This is a genomic window from Mesorhizobium sp. P2_F5 (genome assembly GCF_056403715.1).
Window position 1 is genome coordinate 1 of the sequence record NZ_JBFUEY010000014.1, and the last position, 14,929, is coordinate 14,929.

Annotated in this window: 16 protein-coding genes; 4 read left to right on the forward strand and 12 right to left on the reverse strand. The window is 63.0% G+C overall.

The genetic code is table 11. From position 1 onward, the window contains the following. Positions 1-248: 248 nt before the first annotated feature. The 3 genes from AC1DYO_RS19240 to AC1DYO_RS19250 form a co-directional block, all read right to left on the reverse strand. Positions 249-815: a DUF6101 family protein gene (locus AC1DYO_RS19240; protein WP_192256257.1), complete on the reverse strand. Its 567-nt coding sequence runs from the start codon at positions 813-815 to the stop codon at positions 249-251. Positions 816-1,000: 185 nt separating this feature from the next. Further along, complete coding sequence (locus AC1DYO_RS19245) at positions 1,001-2,431, reverse strand: FAD-binding oxidoreductase (RefSeq protein WP_477265913.1); 1,431 nt, start codon at positions 2,429-2,431, stop codon at positions 1,001-1,003. 18 nt (positions 2,432-2,449) lie between these two features. After that, the gene (locus AC1DYO_RS19250) at positions 2,450-3,415 is read right to left on the reverse strand and encodes an L-threonylcarbamoyladenylate synthase (RefSeq protein ID WP_477265915.1); all 966 of its coding nucleotides are present in this window, start codon (positions 3,413-3,415) and stop codon (positions 2,450-2,452) included. 161 nt (positions 3,416-3,576) lie between these two features. On the opposite strand from AC1DYO_RS19250, the gene AC1DYO_RS19255 reads away from it, so the two are divergent. Both AC1DYO_RS19255 and AC1DYO_RS19260 read left to right on the forward strand, forming a co-directional pair. After that, the gene (locus tag AC1DYO_RS19255; RefSeq protein ID WP_477265917.1) at positions 3,577-4,047 is read left to right on the forward strand and encodes a hypothetical protein; all 471 of its coding nucleotides are present in this window, start codon (positions 3,577-3,579) and stop codon (positions 4,045-4,047) included. 146 nt (positions 4,048-4,193) lie between these two features. Beyond that, the gene (locus AC1DYO_RS19260) at positions 4,194-4,586 is read left to right on the forward strand and encodes a hypothetical protein (protein ID WP_477265919.1); all 393 of its coding nucleotides are present in this window, start codon (positions 4,194-4,196) and stop codon (positions 4,584-4,586) included. A 110-nt stretch (positions 4,587-4,696) separates the two neighbouring features. Here the strand turns inward: AC1DYO_RS19260 and AC1DYO_RS19265 are convergent, their stop codons facing one another. The 3 genes from AC1DYO_RS19265 to AC1DYO_RS19275 form a co-directional block, all read right to left on the reverse strand. Continuing rightward, positions 4,697-5,029, reverse strand: coding sequence for a hypothetical protein (locus AC1DYO_RS19265; protein WP_477265921.1), 333 nt, complete (start codon positions 5,027-5,029; stop codon positions 4,697-4,699). A 121-nt stretch (positions 5,030-5,150) separates the two neighbouring features. After that, positions 5,151-7,739: a glycine--tRNA ligase subunit beta gene (gene glyS / locus AC1DYO_RS19270; protein WP_477265923.1), complete on the reverse strand. Its 2,589-nt coding sequence runs from the start codon at positions 7,737-7,739 to the stop codon at positions 5,151-5,153. Positions 7,740-7,808: 69 nt separating this feature from the next. Beyond that, the gene (locus AC1DYO_RS19275; protein ID WP_477265925.1) at positions 7,809-8,210 is read right to left on the reverse strand and encodes an endonuclease domain-containing protein; all 402 of its coding nucleotides are present in this window, start codon (positions 8,208-8,210) and stop codon (positions 7,809-7,811) included. A gap of 222 nt (positions 8,211-8,432) precedes the next feature. On the opposite strand from AC1DYO_RS19275, the gene AC1DYO_RS19280 reads away from it, so the two are divergent. Continuing rightward, a complete protein-coding gene (locus AC1DYO_RS19280; RefSeq protein ID WP_477265927.1) occupies positions 8,433-8,603 on the forward strand; it encodes a hypothetical protein in 171 nt (56 codons plus the stop codon). Here AC1DYO_RS19280 and AC1DYO_RS19285 read toward each other — a convergent pair. Further along, positions 8,600-9,286, reverse strand: a complete 687-nt coding sequence (locus AC1DYO_RS19285; protein WP_477265929.1) for a DUF4328 domain-containing protein — start codon at positions 9,284-9,286, stop codon at positions 8,600-8,602. The genes AC1DYO_RS19280 and AC1DYO_RS19285 overlap by 4 nt on opposite strands. Positions 9,287-9,363: 77 nt before the next feature. Beyond that, on the reverse strand, positions 9,364-10,284 hold the full coding sequence (locus AC1DYO_RS19290; RefSeq protein WP_454586910.1) for a glycine--tRNA ligase subunit alpha: 921 nt from the start codon (positions 10,282-10,284) through the stop codon (positions 9,364-9,366). A gap of 300 nt (positions 10,285-10,584) precedes the next feature. On the opposite strand from AC1DYO_RS19290, the gene AC1DYO_RS19295 reads away from it, so the two are divergent. Then, positions 10,585-11,046, forward strand: a complete 462-nt coding sequence (locus tag AC1DYO_RS19295) for an N-acetyltransferase family protein (RefSeq protein WP_477265931.1) — start codon at positions 10,585-10,587, stop codon at positions 11,044-11,046. 63 nt (positions 11,047-11,109) lie between these two features. Here the strand turns inward: AC1DYO_RS19295 and AC1DYO_RS19300 are convergent, their stop codons facing one another. The 4 genes from AC1DYO_RS19300 to AC1DYO_RS19315 all read right to left on the reverse strand — a co-directional run bounded on the left by AC1DYO_RS19300 (position 11,110) and on the right by AC1DYO_RS19315 (position 14,908). Next, positions 11,110-12,888 (reverse strand): tetratricopeptide repeat protein, encoded by a 1,779-nt coding sequence (locus tag AC1DYO_RS19300; protein ID WP_477265933.1) that lies wholly within the window; start codon positions 12,886-12,888, stop codon positions 11,110-11,112. A gap of 190 nt (positions 12,889-13,078) precedes the next feature. Continuing rightward, positions 13,079-13,495, reverse strand: a complete 417-nt coding sequence (locus AC1DYO_RS19305) for a DUF1284 domain-containing protein (RefSeq protein ID WP_477265935.1) — start codon at positions 13,493-13,495, stop codon at positions 13,079-13,081. A gap of 5 nt (positions 13,496-13,500) precedes the next feature. Continuing rightward, entirely contained in the window at positions 13,501-14,088 is a 588-nt protein-coding gene (locus AC1DYO_RS19310; protein ID WP_477265937.1) for a biotin transporter BioY, read from the reverse strand. 151 nt (positions 14,089-14,239) lie between these two features. After that, positions 14,240-14,908: a GntR family transcriptional regulator gene (locus AC1DYO_RS19315; RefSeq protein WP_477265939.1), complete on the reverse strand. Its 669-nt coding sequence runs from the start codon at positions 14,906-14,908 to the stop codon at positions 14,240-14,242. Positions 14,909-14,929: the final 21 nt, after the last annotated feature.

Sequence of the window (14,929 nt, forward strand, 5' to 3'; positions counted from 1 at the left end):
GCTTGCGGCCCAGGCGACTGTTCGGGTTCGATGGAACGGCGGACGAAGAACCAAGCTCTCCCACGGGCTTCCTGGCCCAAAGATGCGTCGGCCTCTCGTCCGCCACCGCATCCGCCATCATAACGGATTCGGCAAATGACAAGTTACAAAGGTAAAGCGTCGGCGCCCGGCCCTTCGCAGGCTCAGGGCGCTCGAAGCTCGAAAAGCCAAGCAATTGGCTTTTCGTCCGCTGTCGCGGACCGCTTCTCTCACTCCCGCGAAATGATCTCTTCGCCGTCGATGACCAGTCGCAGGCCGAGATCGCCGGCCCTGCGGCGGGCGAGGAAGCGCGGACGGCGCGTGGTCGATACACGGCCCTTGCGGCGATCCTTGGCCGGCAACGCCTTGATGGCGGCGCCGAGCGATTCTTCCAGCGTGCGGGCAATGCCGTCGGATTCGATCAGCAGCATTTGCAGCCGGTAGGCATCGGCCCAGGCGCGCCAGTCGGCGGCGACATCGTCGAGATCGTCGGCCACCAGCAGCGGCACCGACAGCATCGGGTCGTTGTGCAGGAGTTCCAGGGTTACCGTGACATTGCCTTCCGGATCCTCCATCGCGCGGGCGGCGACGCCGCGAAACGCATTGGCGGGCAGCGCAATGATCGCCGGCACGCCGCTCATCTCGAGCGTGCGGCGGATGACGGCGCCACGCTGGTCGATGGTGAAGGTAACGTCGCCATAATCGTCGCGGGTGGCATAGCTGACCACTTGCGGCAGGCGGAATGGGTCGAGACGCATGTTGCGCCCGGCCCAGACGGGCTTCAGTACACTGTTCATCTACTGCCTTCCTGTGTTTCTCCTGAGAGCCGTTTTCACGGATCCCACCGGGCCAGTTTTCCCGGCCTCGTTATGCGAAACAGTAGCGCGGGCTCCTTACCGCTGCGCTTAAGAAAGTCAGTTAAATTTTGCTGATCTCAGGGGATGGTTATCGGAATGAGACCAGCCACAAGATGTTGAAAGGATCAGATAACCTTACCGGGATTCATGATCCCCGCCGGATCGAAAGCCGCCTTCACACGGCGCATCAGATCGATCGCCATTGGCGGCGCTGTCGCGATCAGTTCGTCGCGCTTCAACTGGCCGATGCCGTGCTCGGCCGAGATCGAGCCATGGAAGGAGCGCACGACATCGTGCACGGCATGGTTCATAGCGTGGTAGAGGCCGAGAAACGCTTCATCATCGCCACCTTCCGGCCGGGAGATGTTGTAGTGGAGATTGCCGTCGCCCATATGGCCGAAGCACACGACGCGCGCCTGCGGGCTGACCGAGGCGACAGCGCCGGCGGCCTTGGCGATGAAGGCCGGGATGGATGCCACCGGCACCGAAATGTCATGCTTGATCGAGGCGCCTTCGGGCTTCTGCGAATCCGGCAGCACCTCGCGGAAATTCCAGAAGGCGTCGCCCTGCGCCAGGCTTGCGGCGATCACCGCGTCGCCGACAATGCCTTGCTCGAGGCCTTCCGACAGCACTTCCTCGATCAGCCCTCTGGCGTCCTCGGCGGAGCGTCCGGAAGACACTTGCATCAGCACATACCAGGGCCAGTCCTCGGCCAGCGGCCGGTTGACGCCCTGCGCATGGCGCAGCGTGAAGTCGTAGGGGCGTTGGCCGATCAGTTCGAAGGCGGTGAGCGCGGCCCCTGCCCGGTCCATCGCCAGGCTGAACAGCGACAGGGCCGCCTCCGGCGACGACAGGCCGGCAAAGGCGACTTCGCGCCCCTTGGGCTTGGGAAACAGTTTCAGCACCGCGGCGGTGATGATGCCGAGCGTGCCTTCGGCGCCGACGAACAGGTTCTTCAGATCGTAACCGGTGTTGTCCTTCTTCAGTTTGCGCAGATCGTCGAACACCTCGCCGGTCGGCAGCACCACTTCGACGCCGAGGCAGAGTTCGCGCGCATTGCCATAGGCAAGCACCCCGGTGCCGCCGGCATTGGACGAGAGATTGCCGCCGATCTGGCAGGAGCCTTGCGCGGCGAGCGACAGCGGAAACAGCCGGTCGGCGGCGTCGGCCGCTTCCTGCAGCGTTTGCAGGATGACGCCGGCCTCCACGGTCACCGTGTTGGAGAAGACGTCGATCTCGCGGATGCGGTTCAGCCTCGACAGCGACAGCACGATCTCGCGGCCGGACGCGTCGGGCACTTGCGCGCCGACCAACCCGGTGTTGCCGCTCTGCGGCACGACAGGCGTTGCCGTCTCGCTCGCCAGCCGCATGATGCGGCTGACCTCGTCGACGCTGCCGGGACGCAGCACCAGCGCCGTCCTGCCGTGCCACAGCCCGCGCCGCTCGGTGAGGTAAGGCGCGATATCGGCCTGGTCGCGCAGCGCATATTTATCGCCTACGATTGCAGCGAAGCGGGCGATGAGGGTGGGATCGAGATCGAAGGGAGCGTCGTTCATGGGCAGAAACTATGGCGCTCAGTCGAGCTTGTCACGTGGGGCAGCGGCACGAAACAGCCGGTCGTTGATCGCCTCGCCCAGCCCATCAACCGGGATCGGCTCGACGGCGATCATCGCCGCACCGCTGCGGTCGAGCTCCTGCAGATAGGCGAAGAGATTGCTTGCCGCTTCGCGCAGGTCGCCAGACGCGGACAGGTTGCGAAAGGCGACAGCCGCTTGCCAGCCTTCCACGCGCTTGTCGCCAAAGGCCAACAAGGCCTCGCCTTCGGCCACGCTTTGCGCATTGAGCCGCACCGATGCGCCTGGCGCATAGTGCGACGCAAGCATGCCTGGCGCCTCGATGCCCTCTGTCGCGCCGCGCAGCAACTTCACGCCGACGGCCGCTTCGATGTCGGCGGCAGCAATGCCGCCCGGCCTCAGCAGCCGCACTTTATCGCCTTCAACCTTGACGATGGTCGATTCCAGCCCAACCGGGGTCGCACCGCCGTCGACCACCAACCGGATTTTGGCGCCGAGATCGGCCGCCACGGCTTGCGCGGTCGTGGCGCTGATCTTGCCCGAAGAGTTCGCGCTGGGCGCGGCCAGGGGACGGCCGAGTCTTGCGATCAACTCGCCGCCGAACCCCTTCGGCATGCGCAGCGCAATCGTGTCCAGCCCGGCGGTGACCAGCGGATGGATGCCGTTGCCGGTTTGCTGCGGCAACACAAGCGTCAGCGGCCCAGGCCAGAACGCCTCGGCCAGCCGCTTCGACAGCGGATCGAAAGTCGCGATGCGCTCGGCCATCGCCAGATCGGCGACATGGGCGATCAGCGGGTTGAAGCGCGGTCGGCCCTTGGCTTCGAAGATGCGGGCGACGCCAACGCCATTGGTGGCATCGCCGGCCAGTCCGTAGACGGTCTCCGTCGGAATGGCGACGACGTCGCCGCCCTCAAGCAGCGCCAGCGCCCGCTCCATCGCTTCGCCGACGGGTAGTATCTCAGCCAATTGCATCACCTCACAGGCGCCGGACCTAATACGGCAGCGATTTTCGAGCAAGTGCGGGCGTTGGTGAATTATCAATGCCTAAAATGCTATGTTTCCCTGCAAGCCGGCATCAATCCACTGGGGTTAAGGCTACCGGCTTGTTGGGTAAGGGGACGGTTGCGATGTCGATGCGTGTGCTTGCGGCGCTTGGTTTCACCCTGGCGGCAATGACCGGTGGGGCACAGGCCTCGTCGATCGTCTTTCTCGGCGTCTCGAAATCCACGCCATCGGTGATCAAGGTCGGCGAACCCGAACCGATGAAGATCGCCTCGACGCCATCGATCGTGGCGGTCGGCGATGCCCAGCCCGACGTCACCTATGAAAAGGTCGCGGCGATCCCCGAGAAGCCCAGGCACGGCAACCAGAACCCGATGATCATTCGCGGCGGCATCGTCGGCGGCGCCTTCGCCACACCGGCTCCCGCCAAGGCGAGCGCTGCAGCAGCGCCGGCAGCGGAGACGAAGCCTGGCGCAGAGACCGCACCAGCCGGAACTGCTACGGCATCGAACGGCAAGCCTGAGTCGCAGCCGGCGGCGCCCAAGCCGGCGGCTACACCGCAGCAGCCGATCCAGGGCGTCGGCAAAGCTGAGTAAGCCATTCAGCCAAAACAGTCGGCCAGTCCATTCCGCTTGACGCCGATCGGCGCCCCGGCGCACGATCGGCCTGTCGGCGGCGGCCCCAATTTCGCCAATCGGTTTTGGCATGAGCGCGCCGGGTTTCAAGTGAGCAAGGGGGTATCATGAACAGGGCGAAATCATTGACCGTTGCCGGCCTGTTGCTGGCGTCATTTCTGGGCGTCGGCAACGCGCAGGCCGGTGACGACATGCTGGGGTCCTATGTCGCGCGCATTTCCGATCGCGACCACCATGCCAGCGACGGCTACGAGCTGAGCAGCGCGGCACAGATGGTGCGGCAGGACCGCGCCAACTGGCACAAATTCCACCGCCGCGACGCCGACGACCAGGGCGACGACTGGTTCGGCAGCAATGATGATCGCGCGTATCTGGAACGCATGCTGAAGCGCGGCGGCGCGATGAGTTCCTCGACACGGAACGCTATCGTCAATGGCGAGCCGCTGATCCAGGTCGACGTCTATTCAGACAGCGTGCATGTCAGCATCCTTGAGGACTGACAATGTCAGCCTCGGAGAGGACTGACGGAGTCAGTTTCCGGGAGTCCTGGAAACAAGAGGGGCGGCGTGTGAACGCCGCCCTTCTTCATTGATGTCGATCGACTGAAAGCTCAGGCGGCTTCTTCCTTGTCGTCGCCGTCTTCGGACTCTTCTTTCTCGTCCTCGTCGTCGGATTCTTCTTCGTCAGCGTCGCCGGCTTCGGCCTTCACGCTGTCGTCGTCTTCTTCGTCCTCATCGTCGTCCGAAGAGGCGGTGGTTTCTTCGCCTTCTTCATCACCCGATTCGTCGCTGTCTTCGTCGTCGCCGTCCTCGTCATCCGACAGGTCGGCGGCCTCGACCGCCGTGGCGGCGGCATGGTCGAGAATGTTTTCGGAAGCGGATTCAAGCGCCTCGGGAGTGCCCGAGGTTTCTTCTGTCACTTCGATGTCGTGAGCGGAATTCATGGAAGCCTCCGTGGGGGTTGGGAACATGTCCTTTTTGCCACGGAGAGATCATCGTCATATGACTGTAAGCCGGCTCGAACGGCTGGCGGCCAAGATATTTTTCTTCGCTTTTCTCGGCCCTTTAGCCAGCTATTCTGGAGAAGTCGGCGACCTGGTCGGTGGCCGCGCGGATGCGGGCGAGCAGCGCCAGACGGTTGGCGCGCACGGCCTGGTCTTCATCATTCACAAGAACGCGTTCAAAGAATGAATCAACCGGTTCACGCAACACGCTAAGTGCCAGCATGGCGGCGGAAAAGTCTTCGTTTTGAATCGCTTCGCCGGCTTGCTTCTCAGCCTGATTCACCGCCGCAAACAGTGATTTCTCTGCCTCATCGCGAAACAGCGCCGGCTCAACAGTCTCGGCGATGACCGTTTTCTTCTTCTCCTCGGCAGCCAGAATGTTGGCCGCGCGCTTGGTGCCGGCGAGCAGGTTCTTGCCGTCCTCGGTGTCGAGGAAGGAGCCGAGCGCTTCGACGCGTCGGACGATCTGCAAGAGGTCGTCGTTCGATGATTGGCCGATCTCCCCCCTTGTGGGGGAGATGCCCGGCAGGGCAGAGGGGGGCGCGCCAGAATGAGAGGTCGACGGGACAGCGCCCCCCTCTGTCGGCTTCGCCGACATCTCCCCCACAAGGGGGGAGATTGGCGCGCTTCCGCCACCTGCCAGCWCGGCATCAATTAGATCGTGGCGGGCGCCCTGATCGCGGAGGTAGACCTTCAGGCGGTCGTGGAAGAAGGCGAGCAGGTCGGCGATGAACGGCGACAACGATGCCTCCAATTCCATCATGCGCTGGCCATCGAAGAACTCGCGTTCCTGGTCGGTCGAGCCAAAGGTTTGTGAATGTGCCTTGGCCAGGCCACCTTTCAGCAAGTCGGAAATCAAGCTTGCTTCCGACAACAGCTGACTTGTTCCCTTATAGTCGCGAATACGGGAATCGAGCATCGCGACCACTCCGCGGCTCTCCGCCCCTTCGCCTTTTTGTTCGTATGCGGCGAGTGCAGCGGAGACCGCGGCCGCAATGGCGATGCCCAAGGAAAGCTTGAGCTTGTTTTCCAGGATGATCCTCACAACGCCCAGTGCAGCGCGGCGCAGCGCATAGGGGTCTTTTGATCCCGTCGGCTTTTCATCGATCGCCCAGAAGCCGACCAGCGTATCGATTTTGTCGGCCAACGCGACGGCGATCGACACGGGATCGGTCGGCACGCGGTCGGATGGACCCTGCGGCTTGTAGTGCTCCTCGATAGCTGCGGCCACGGATGGATGCTCGCCCTGCAGCAGCGCATATTTGCGGCCCATGGCGCCCTGCAGTTCGGGAAACTCTCCGACTGCTTCGGTTGTCAGATCAGCCTTGGCCAGCACGGAGGCTCGCCCCGCGCGCTCGCGCAGGTATTTTTGCTCGGTGCTCAGGTCGTTCGCCGACAGAAGCTTGCCGTCGAAGAATTTCGGCTGCTTCGACAAGGTGTCGGCGATCTCTTCGGCCAGCCGCTTGATCCGCTCCACCCGTTCGCCTTGCGTGCCGAGCTTGGCGTGGAAGGTGACGTTGAGATGGTCGAGGCGGGCCATGCGCTGGTCGAGCGGCTTTTTCAGATCGAGCCCAAACTTTTTTGCCGATGCCTCGAGCTGCTCCAGATCGGGCAGGTCGCCCTGGTCCGTCTTCCAGAAATAGAGCGCGTCCGACAGGCGGGCGCGCACCACCTTGCCGTTGCCGTGCGCGATCTCCTTGCCGCCATCCTTCGCCTCGATATTGGCGGTGAGGATGAAGCGGTTGGAGAGGTTTTCGCCATCGCCATGCGGCCGCGTGACAAAACATTTCTGGTTGGCGCGAATGGTCAGCCGGACCACTTCAGGCGGAATGGCGAGAAATGCCTGCTCGAACTCACCCATCAGCACAACCGGCCATTCGACAAGGCCCGACACTTCTTCCAGCAGCCCTTCGTCCTCGACCAGATCGAGCCCGTTGGCGAAGGCGAGGTTTCGGGCGTCGGCCAGGATGATCTCCTTGCGGCGGTCACCGTCGAGCACGACCTTGGCCGCTTCCAGCTTGGTCACGTAGTCGTCGAACCGGCGTACGGTTATTTCACCCGGCGCCATGAAGCGATGGCCGTAGGTGACGTTGCCGGAACGAATGCCGTCGATCTCGAAATCGACCACCACCGGCTCCTCGGTCTCCGGGCCGAACGTGCACAGGATCGTCTGCAGCGGCCGCACCCAGCGCAGCGAGCCGGGCTTGGCCGAAGCCGGCCCCCAGCGCATCGATGTCGGCCAGGGGAAGCTGCGGATGATGGGCGGCACCAGTTCGGCTATGATCGCCTCAGTCGCCCTGCCCGGCTTGGAAATATGGGCGACGTAGAAATCGCCCTTCTTCGGATCGGAATGGACGTGCGCCTCGGCAACCGAGGCAAGGCCTGCCTTGCGCAGAAATCCCTGCACCGCCTGTTCCGGCGCCGTCGTCGACGGCCCCCTGATCTCCTCGTGTATGTCCTTCGAGCGCGCGGTCAGGCCCCTGATGTCGAGCGTGAGCCGCCGCGGCGTCCAGTATTCGCGCGCCGCGTCATAGGTCAGACCCGCCTCGACCAGACCGTCGGTCAGCATCTTCCTGAGATCGCCCGCCGCCTTGCGCTGCATGCGGGCCGGTATTTCCTCGGAGCGAAGTTCTAAGAGCAGGTCAGGCATGGTTGGGCTCCCCACCCTCCCCTTGATGGGGAGGGTCGGCGCGTAGCGCCGGGGTGGGGTGGCGACCTCTCAGCCGCCGATACCTTCGGCATCATCGCGCAAACGCAGGTGTGATTTTCGTTCTTCCACCGCCGCATAGATTGTATCGAGCACGGAATCCAGTTCGTTTTTGATTTCATGGTTCCAGAAGCGGATGACGCGGTAGCCTTGGCTCTCAAACCATTGCGTTCGACGTTCGTCATGGCGTTGCTGGTCATCGAAGCTGTGATGGACACCATCCACCTCAACGATCAGCTTCAGCCGGTGTGAGACGAAATCAGGGAAGTAGACCCCTACCGACGCCTGTCTGCGAAAGTGCGTGCCCTCGACTGGAATGCGCCAGAGATGCCGCCACAAGACGCGTTCCTCGTCGGTCATTGCCGCGCGAAGCCTTTGAGCAGACTGCAGCTTGAACCGATCGAGTTTTGGCATGAGAAGTCGCGCCGTCACCCCCACCCGCCGCTTCGCGGCGACCTCCCCCATCTAGGGGGAGGTAAGAGAGCATAGCAACTCGGCAGGCCGCTGTTTCCAGAAATTTTGACCGCCCTGTCGGGACGAACCGACCCTGCCCGTCCTTGGGTCAAAGATTTCCATGAACCAAACGCAGCGCTGAAGCGACCAACGCTCAGGCAGGGACCTATTGGTTGAACGACCATGAAAACGGCATCGAGACTTCTCCAGATACTCGCACTCAGCGCCTGTTTCGCCGCGCAGGTGCATGGCGCCTTCTCGATGCCGGGCGTGCGGCAGGCCATGCGGACCATGGCCGGATCGACTGGCCAGAGCACGCCTGATGTAACCTACACCGTTTCCCTTTCCACCTAGGTGGGGTCTGGCTGCTCCGAGGTCTCCTCCAAAGCTGCCGCCGGCTGGGCCGTCTGCCGTCGCGAGATCTCTTTGACGACCTCCAGAAAGGCCAGACTCAAAAACACGCTGGCGACATCGGAGGCCATCATCGCCAGACTTGCATTCTGCAGCTCCGGGATTTCCTCCGCTTTCATGGTGAGCCGAAATGCGATCCGGTCGAATATGTTGGAGGCGAGCCAGACGAACCACCAGATCGCCAATATACCCGGCGCAGACTCTGTCTTCCAGCTTTTCGATCCGCCGCTCCCTCGCCAGATCTCAGCCATCGCCTGATACGGCTTCCAGAGATTGGCGACCGGGATGAAATACCAGCCGATCGCCCAATTGGGCGTGAACTCCATATCCGTGGCGCCGAGCGCCCTGGCGTTCTTGTTGGCCAGCCTTATCCAGGCAAGGATGCTTATTCCCGCCACCAGCCAGAGAACGACCTGGATGATGCCGACAATCCTCTGCCTGTTGTCGCTCGAATCGGCCGCCGCCGAAACGTCGTAACCAAGGCTTCCAGTTCCGTTGCCGATGTCGACCAGTAGCTGGAACTCGAAATAGCCGGACACGACAGCGATGACATCGACCACTATGAGGACCCACAAAATGCGGGTCACCCAAGTGGTGCTTGCCGAAAAATCCCTAAAGATGCTCACGTCAGCCCGCTCCTCATCCGCGCCCTGAACAAGCTAGACGCGCAAAGGCCGACGCTCAAGCAGTCAGCACCGATCGGTCAGGCCGCCAGTCCGCCGGCCTGGGTCATCAGGAACGCCTCACCGCAGGCTTTCGCCAGGTTGCGCACCCGCAGGATGTAGCTCTGCCGCTCGGTGACGGAAATCACGCCGCGCGCGTCGAGCAGGTTGAAGACGTGGCTGGCCTTGATGCACTGGTCATAGGCCGGAAAGACCATGCGGTGCATCGGCAGATTGTCGTTCGAGGCCGGGGCGCCGGCGGCGAGCAGCGCCTTGCATTCGGCCTCGGCGTCCTCGAAATGCCGGAGCAGCATCGCGGTGTTGGCATATTCGAAATTGTGCCTGGAATATTCCTGCTCGGCCTGCAGGAAGACCTCGCCATAGGTGACTTTTTCGGCGCCTTCGCGGCCGTTGAAGTTGAGGTCGTAGACATTGTCGACGCCCTGCACATACATGGCCAGGCGCTCCAGGCCGTAGGTCAGTTCCCCCGCCACCGGCGCGCATTCGATGCCGCAGACCTGCTGGAAATAGGTGAATTGCGACACCTCCATGCCGTCGCACCAGCACTCCCAGCCAAGACCCCAGGCGCCCAGCGTCGGGCTTGCCCAGTCGTCCTCGACGAAGCGGATGTCGTGCAGCAGCGGGTCGACGCCGATCGCCTTGAGCGAGCCGAGATAGAGCTCCTGCAGGTTCGGCGGATTGGGCTTCAGGATCACCTGGTACTGGTAATAATGCTGCAGCCGGTTGGGGTTTTCGCCATAGCGCCCGTCCTTGGGCCGGCGCGAGGGCTGCACATAGGCGGCGTTCCAACCCCGGGGACCGAGCGCGCGCAGCGTGGTCGCCGGATGAAAGGTGCCGGCGCCGACTTCCATGTCGTAGGGCTGCAGGATGACGCAGCCATAGGCGGCCCAGTAATTGTGCAGGGTCAGGATCAGCCCCTGGAACGAGCGGCTGGGATGCATATGGTCTGGCGTCACGGCGGCCTCGCAAAGCGCGAAAAAGAAGACATTCCCTGCGCCGAATATTTCAGGTCGAATCGACCTGAAATATTCGGCTCAAATTCAAGGAGAAGAGCATGATGTCGTCCGAAAACCGCTTCACACTTTTCGGCATCATGCTCTAGTTGCCGGGCCGGCGAGCGTCAAGGCAGCGCCTTTCGCTGCCCGACCCGAGAGGTTGAATGCTTTGCTTCGGGCTGGCCCATTGCCGGACGGCGCCGGCGGCCGTTTGCTCAGCTCAGTTCCACTGACAAAGGTTCAGCCATGTCCGGCCAGTCCATCGTGCGCCCCATCACCCGCCAGGATTTCGAGCAATGGCTGCCGCTGTGGGACGGCTACAACGCTTTTTACGGCCGCTCGGGCGAGACCGCCCTGCCCCGCGAGATCACCGACATGACATGGTCGCGCTTCTTCGATGCCTATGAGCCGATGCATGCACTGGTGGCCGCGAGCGAAGGCAAGCTTCTGGGTCTCGTCCACTTCCTCTACCACCGCACCACCACGGCGATTTCGCCGAACTGCTATCTGCAGGACCTTTTCACCACCGAAGCATCGCGCGGCAAGGGCGTCGGCCGGGCGCTGATCGAAGGCGTGTACGAACGTGCGAAAGCCGCCGGCTCGGGTCGCGTCTATTGGCTGACGCACGAGACCAACCACACGGCGATGAAGCTTTACGACAAGATCGGCGAGCTTTCGGGGTTCGTGGTCTACCGAAAGCTGTTTTGATGCCGTTCTGAAACGAAAACGGGGCTCCAAGGAGCCCCGCTTAAGCGAGTATCAGCTGCCCAATCAGCCTTTCGGCGCAGGCGCCGGAGCGACAGGCTTGACCTTCGGGGTTTCCTGCGCGGTGTTGGATTCGATCGACGGCAAGCCCTTCATCAGCTTCTGCTGCAAGATGGCAAGCACATCGGGATCCGGCTTCAGGTCGCGCGCCTGGTTCCACTGGAAGGTGGCTTCGAGCTTGCGGCCGACGCGCCAATAGGCATCGCCGAGATGGTCATTGAGCACCGGATCTTCCGGCTTCAGCGACACGGCGCGCTCCATTTCGCGCACGGCGTCATCGAACCGCCCCATGCGGAAATAGGCCCAACCCAGAGAATCGACGATGTAGCCATCGCTCGGCCTGAGGTCGACGGCCTTCTGGATCATCGCAAGGCCTTCCTTGAGGTTCATGTTCATGTCGACCCAGGAATAGCCGAGATAGTTCAGCACCTGCGGCTGGTCGGGGAACAGTTCCAGCGCCTTGCGGAAATTCGGCTCGGCCTTCGGCCATTCCTTCAGCCGCTCATAGGCGATGCCGCGCTGGTAATAGATGTTCCAGTTGGCATTGGTCGGCGTCTTCAGCACCGCGGCCGCCTTGTCGTAGAGGGTGGCGGCGGAACGGAAATCTTCCTTGGAGGCATAGACCCCGCCCAGCGCCAGATAGGCGCGCATGTCGTCGGGGTGGGCGTCGACGAAGGCCTTCAGGTGGGCGATCGCCTCATCGTGACGGTTAAGATCGGCAAGGTTGAGGCCGAGCTGCAGGTCGGAAAGCTCCTTCAGCGGCGAGGAGGCCGGAATGCGGCGGTAGAGCGCAATGGCGCCTTCGCCGTCCTTCAGCTGCTCCGCAACGGCGGCAAGCTGCACCAAAGCGGCGTCGCTGTCGGGCTTCAGGGCCAGCGCATATTGCAGATAGAGGCGCACGAATGGCTCGCCGCCGCCGCGATTGAGCGCGATGGCGAGGTCAAGCAGGATTTCGGAGGCGCCTTCCGACGGGCTGGAGACGAAGGGCTCGATCTTGTCGCCCTTGCTGATCCTGTCGCGAAGCGCCTGGATGTCCAGCTTGCCCGGCGCGAACGCCTCGGCCTTGTCGAGCACGTTGAGCGCCTTGTTCTTGTCGCCCTTGCGAGCCAGGAAAGACGCATAGGCCTGGGCGTTGCGCATCCACGTCTCGGGCGCAGCACCTCCGGCCGTGATGTCGGTCAGGGTCGCGTCATAAAGCGCATCGGCCTTGTCCGACATGCCTGAGGCATCGGCGATCAGCGCGCGGTGGAAGGACTTGAACAGGCCGAACCAGTCGGGACCCTGCAGCTTGTCGATGGAGGCCATCGCCTCGGTGGCGCTGCCGGCGCCCTCTTGCGCCCAGCCGGACATGACGCCGGAAATCAGCCGGTCGAGATCGGATTCGAGCGACAGCTTGAGCCAGTACTGCGCCTTGGTGAAATCCTTCTTGTGGAAAGAATCGACCGCCAGCGCCAGCCGCGAGAAGCGCTCGACGTCGGGAACTTCCTTGAGCTGGTCAGCATAGACCAGCGATTCCTCGAAGCGGCCCTGCGCGATCAGCGACAGCATCAGGCTTTGCTGCAGCGAGGTATCGCCGGGATTGAAGGCCAGCGCCTGCTTGTAATAAGCGATGGCGTTGTCGAGGTCGTTGTCGCCTTCAGCGATGCGGGCGGCGAGATATGCGCCCGAGAAGGATGAGATCTTGACCGGGTCGGTCGATTCCTTGGCGTAGGCGGGCAGCGGAGAAATCGCCATGCCTGCCACAATTGCCAGCCCCGCGAGCCAGCGCGCACGTCCTTGCCGCATCGTATCCCTTTCAGCCAGACGCGACCCGCACATAAGCGGGACCGCCATAGACTCGATGTTTCCGGACAAAGCATGGCCTTTTTGGGGTCAGGCTTCAATCCGGGCCGAATTCACAATCGGGTCACCCGATTAACAAACCATGGCGACGCACACACTGTCGGTTGGGATAATAGCAGATCGGGGTTGGGAGCTACAGCCTGACGTCGCGATATCCGCCTGCCGCGACAGTGGTGCACAGGTCGGCCCACTCGCAACCCTGGCAGGCCTCACGCGTCACACCGGCTGCAAAGGCGGCGCGCAGGCCGGCAAGCGTTGTCGCGTCGAGGCTGAGACGAACGCCGGTCCGGATCGGCCGGGCCAGCAGTTTGCCGACATCGCGTGCCGCCAGCTCGTCCCGACCGGCGGCACTTTCGCGCAAACAGTGGGGCTCGGCTTCGCCGAGCAGCGGCTGGCAGATGTCGTCTGGGCCGGAGACGATCAGAATATCCTCGCCCCGGCCAAGACGTTTCGCGATCGCGTCGTAGTTGGCGACGAAGGCTGCGCTATACCCCTTGCCGACATAGGTCAGCAAGCAAAGCAGATGATGGGAGCGCAGCCTGACGGTCATCGGTTTTAGGCCGGGTCTGCCTTGTTGCCCGAAAACAGCTTGAGCGTCGCGGCACCGAGCGCTGACTTCAGCAGTCCGCCGAGGACGAAGGGCAGGAAACCGAAGGTGACGGCCTGTTCGAGGCCGATCATGACGGCGAGCCAGGCCGTGCCGAGAACCAGGCAGGCGAGATTGCCGAGGACCATGGCGGCGAAGGCAAGCACGACCTTGTTGCCGTTCCAGCCGCGCTCAGCCAGCCAGCCGACAAGCGCGCCGACAAGCGGGAAGGCGAAGAGATAACCACCCGTCGGCCCGACGAAATGCTGGATGCCGGCGGCACCGCCCGATAGCACCGGGAAGCCCACGGCGCCCTCAACAAGCCAGGCAATGATGGTGATGGCGCCAAGCCGCCAGCCATAGAGCGCGCCGATCAGCGTCACCGCGAAGGTCTGCATGGTTACGGGCACCGGCACCATCGGCACTTCGATGTAGGACGACAGCGCCAGAAACAGCGTGCCGAGGACGACGGCTCCGACCTGCCAGCCAAGCGAGCGGGTCTGCAGGCGCAGCGGGCTGAAGGACGGTTTTGTGGACGAGAATGCGATGTCGGTCATGGCGGCTTCCCTGCTGGTTTCAAATTATAGATAATTTTGTTATTCGATCTATTATCGAATCCATATTTACGCAGAGATGGCAACCCCTCCCCCTGAGAAAGGCTGGGAGCCATCCGAAATAGCAATGATCTTAGGGCCGCGTCTCGCGCGGCTAGCCGACGATGGCGAAGGCTTCGCGCATTTTGCCGGAGGCGGTCCTGACCGGTTTCTGGCCGATCCATTGCACGTGTCGGCCAAGGGTGGCGGCGGCCGATTCGGTGTTGCCTTGCCTAAGCGCGCTCAGGATTGCGCGATGGTCCTGGTCGGTGCGGATTTCCCATTCCGAGCGCCAGGCGGCGAACAGGAAGCGGGCGCTTGCCGCGTGCAGATCGTCGATGGTGGCGATGAGCCGCGGCATGCCGCAGGGCGCCAGGATCAGCCGATGGAAGGTGCGGTTGGCCTCCTCCCAGGAGCGGACATCGCGGGATTTGTCGCCGGCCTTGGTGGCTTCCTCGGCACGGTCGAGAATGGCCGCTGTCAGGTGTGGCGCGGCATTGCGCAGCGCCAGCACTTCGAGCGCCGCCCGCATTTCGGCGACTTCCCTGACCTCGCCGAGGTCGAAGGCGGCGACGCGAACGCCTCGCCTGGGCTCGCCGATCGCCAGCCCTTGCGCCTCCAGACGGCGGAAGGCCTCGCGCACCGGAACATGGCTGGTCTGGAATTCCTCGGCGATGTGATCCTGCCGCAGCCGAGCCCCAGGTTCGATCACGCCCGATATGATGCGGTCGGCCAGCACCTTGCTGATGCGCATGGCGATGGTGTCGTCTGCGGTCTTTGCCATGTTTTATAGATAATTTGCGGC

Excerpts from the sequence above, each read along its gene's own strand:
- AC1DYO_RS19240 (WP_192256257.1), bottom strand. The coding sequence starts at position 815 with ATGAACAGTGTACTGAAGCCCGTCTGGGCCGGGCGCAACATGCGTCTC.
- AC1DYO_RS19245 (WP_477265913.1), bottom strand. The coding sequence starts at position 2,431 with ATGAACGACGCTCCCTTCGATCTCGATCCCACCCTCATCGCCCGCTTC.
- AC1DYO_RS19255 (WP_477265917.1), top strand. The coding sequence starts at position 3,577 with ATGTCGATGCGTGTGCTTGCGGCGCTTGGTTTCACCCTGGCGGCAATG.
- AC1DYO_RS19260 (WP_477265919.1), top strand. The coding sequence starts at position 4,194 with ATGAACAGGGCGAAATCATTGACCGTTGCCGGCCTGTTGCTGGCGTCA.
- AC1DYO_RS19265 (WP_477265921.1), bottom strand. The coding sequence starts at position 5,029 with ATGAATTCCGCTCACGACATCGAAGTGACAGAAGAAACCTCGGGCACT.
- AC1DYO_RS19275 (WP_477265925.1), bottom strand. The coding sequence starts at position 8,210 with ATGCCAAAACTCGATCGGTTCAAGCTGCAGTCTGCTCAAAGGCTTCGC.
- AC1DYO_RS19280 (WP_477265927.1), top strand. The coding sequence starts at position 8,433 with ATGAAAACGGCATCGAGACTTCTCCAGATACTCGCACTCAGCGCCTGT.
- AC1DYO_RS19290 (WP_454586910.1), bottom strand. The coding sequence starts at position 10,284 with ATGCATCCCAGCCGCTCGTTCCAGGGGCTGATCCTGACCCTGCACAAT.
- AC1DYO_RS19295 (WP_477265931.1), top strand. The coding sequence starts at position 10,585 with ATGTCCGGCCAGTCCATCGTGCGCCCCATCACCCGCCAGGATTTCGAG.
- AC1DYO_RS19300 (WP_477265933.1), bottom strand. The coding sequence starts at position 12,888 with ATGCGGCAAGGACGTGCGCGCTGGCTCGCGGGGCTGGCAATTGTGGCA.
- AC1DYO_RS19305 (WP_477265935.1), bottom strand. The coding sequence starts at position 13,495 with ATGACCGTCAGGCTGCGCTCCCATCATCTGCTTTGCTTGCTGACCTAT.
- AC1DYO_RS19310 (WP_477265937.1), bottom strand. The coding sequence starts at position 14,088 with ATGACCGACATCGCATTCTCGTCCACAAAACCGTCCTTCAGCCCGCTG.
- AC1DYO_RS19315 (WP_477265939.1), bottom strand. The coding sequence starts at position 14,908 with ATGGCAAAGACCGCAGACGACACCATCGCCATGCGCATCAGCAAGGTG.